Here is a 2238-nt window from a genome sequence, read left to right on the forward strand (position 1 = left end):
AATGAGCGGCCGCACCCATCACCAGCCCGCACGCCGGGCACCCCATCCATCATCATGTCGCCGGACCGTACGTCCGTGGACCCAGATAAGGCTGGGCGCCGGCACGCCACGCTTGCTGTCTTCGACCCCTCAGCACTCACGGAGGCGTCACATGATTTGAACCGCAACGTCTTTGCCTCGCTCCGCGCCGACCCAGTATGCGGCGGATCCTGGTCGGCCTCGAGGTCGTTCGTCCTCGCTGCGCTGCGGGCGCTCCACCTCGACCCCGACTGCGGTCCACCGCCCCTCAACACGGAGCGGGGAGCACAGGCCAAACAACAACGACCAACCCGGATCCACCTTTACGGGGGTCCCCAACACAGATAAGGGGGCCTCCTTCGATCAGCGCTGCAGGCGTTAGACACCAGCAGCATCGACGGAGGCCCGCCCTTCTCGGCGGAGCCACACGGGGGAATTTCGATGAGCGTCAGTGGGGAATTTCAGTGAGCGCGGTCAACGCTGAATTCGCCCGATCTAAATCTAAACCGAAGTTGCGCGCGCCCAGCGCGTTGAACCGATCGCAGTGTCGGTGGAAGAGCCTGCCCTATAACCGGTGAGGAGCCGGGAAGTGGGCGGGGCGTCGGAAGGGAGTCGGAGGCGGTCGTAGTACCGATCGAGCCGCGGGACAACACAACCCGCGGGGAGGGAAGAGGCAGGTCCCCGATAGTCGGTCCACCTGGTTTTGGAGCCAGGTTGTGATTGATGCCGATCTCAGTTGATCTCGCAGGCCACGGGGTGGTGCCTGTGGCTGCATTGGGCAGCGTACTCGGCCGGGGTGAGATAGTTCCGGGCCGAGTGACGATGTCGCCGATTGTGTTCATCCTTGAAGTCGCCGATGACCACGCGGGCCTCGGTCAAGCTCGTCCAGTGGTTGCGGTTGAGGCACTCCCTTCGTAGTCGGTTGTTGAACGATTCGATGTGACCGTTATTCCAGGGTGTCCCCGGCGGAATGTAGCAGAGTCCGACCTGACCAGCGCAAAACGATTGCAGCGCTTGGGAAATCAGCTCCGGCCCGTTATCCATGCGCAGCACCAGCGGAGGCCCGCCGGCCGCGGCGAAACACGTGCGCAGTTCGGCGACCAAGCGCTCGGCGGTGATCGAGCGCTCCACGATGTTCAGCAGCGATTCACGGGTGTGTTCATCAAGCATCGACGCGATCTTGATCGCCTTACCGTCGATCGGGAATCAAACTGGAAATCCAACGCCCACACCACCTTCGGGGCATCGGCAACCACTTCCGGCGCCGACGACAGGCCAGCGCGCTTACGTGGGCTGTGCACGCGCCGCTGTAGGCCCTCTTCCTTCCACAAGCGGTGCACCTTCTTCTGGTTCACACCGCGGTGCTCATCATGGCGCAGCGCGGCCAGGCCCGCCGAAACCCATGACACGGATGAGCGCTGGAGTAGCTGCGCAGCCACTGCCGCAGCTCAGCGTCGGGATCGTCGGGTGTCAGCGCGACCGGGGTCCTGCGATAGGTGGAGCGGGCAAGCCCGACCGCCTTGCACGCCAACCGCTCGGACATGCCCCGAACCTCTTTGAGCATGTCCACAGCGCGGCGCTTGGCGGCCGGGCTCAGAATTTTCCCTTGGTCACCTCACGCAAAGCGTCCTTTTCCAGCTCAGCTTCGGCCAAAAGCCGCTTGAGCCTGGCATTCTGTTCACGCAATTCCCGCAGCTCCTTGGCCGCATCAACGTCCATGCCGCCATAGGCGCGCCGCCAGTTGTACAGCGTCGCCGCCGACACCTCCAGCTCCGCAGCGATCTCCTCGTTGGTCTTGCCCGCCGCAGCAAGTTCGTCAGCGCGACGCAGCTTGCGCACAATGTCCTCAGCAGAATGCTTCTTCCGCCCAGCCATGTGATTCATCGTCCCTTCCGGCCCAACTTCGGGGCCACAGGACTCTAACCCGAAGTTGCGACCGTCTGGATAGGTGATTTGGGCTTTGACGTGGGGTTTTGATGGTTTTGGGTGTTTTGGGTCTGACTACGCTGCGATGGCGAGGGGGATGGTGGCCTTGATGAGGTCGAAGGCGCGGCGTTGGTCGTGGGTGGGTTCGGTGAGAGTCTCGATTTCGATGTTGGTGTCCTGGTAGCGGATTCGGTTGCGGGTCAAGGTGGCCAGGTGATCGAGCAGAGCGCGGAAGCTGCGCAGTGGGGTGGCGTCGGTGGTTTGGTGGCGAGATGCTTTGGTGTGCGCGTGTGG

General features: G+C 63.1%; 2 pseudogenes. Both read right to left on the reverse strand.

Annotation, left to right across the window (positions count from 1 at the left end):
* Positions 1–750: 750 nt before the first annotated feature.
* A pseudogene (locus tag B4U45_RS28570) lies at positions 751–1893 on the reverse strand (IS3 family transposase).
* A 126-nt stretch (positions 1894–2019) separates the two neighbouring features.
* Positions 2020–2238, reverse strand: a pseudogene (locus B4U45_RS28575) (IS1634 family transposase); the annotation flags it as partial.

Source organism: Mycobacterium persicum, assembly GCF_002086915.1.
Taxonomy (GTDB): domain Bacteria; phylum Actinomycetota; class Actinomycetes; order Mycobacteriales; family Mycobacteriaceae; genus Mycobacterium; species Mycobacterium persicum.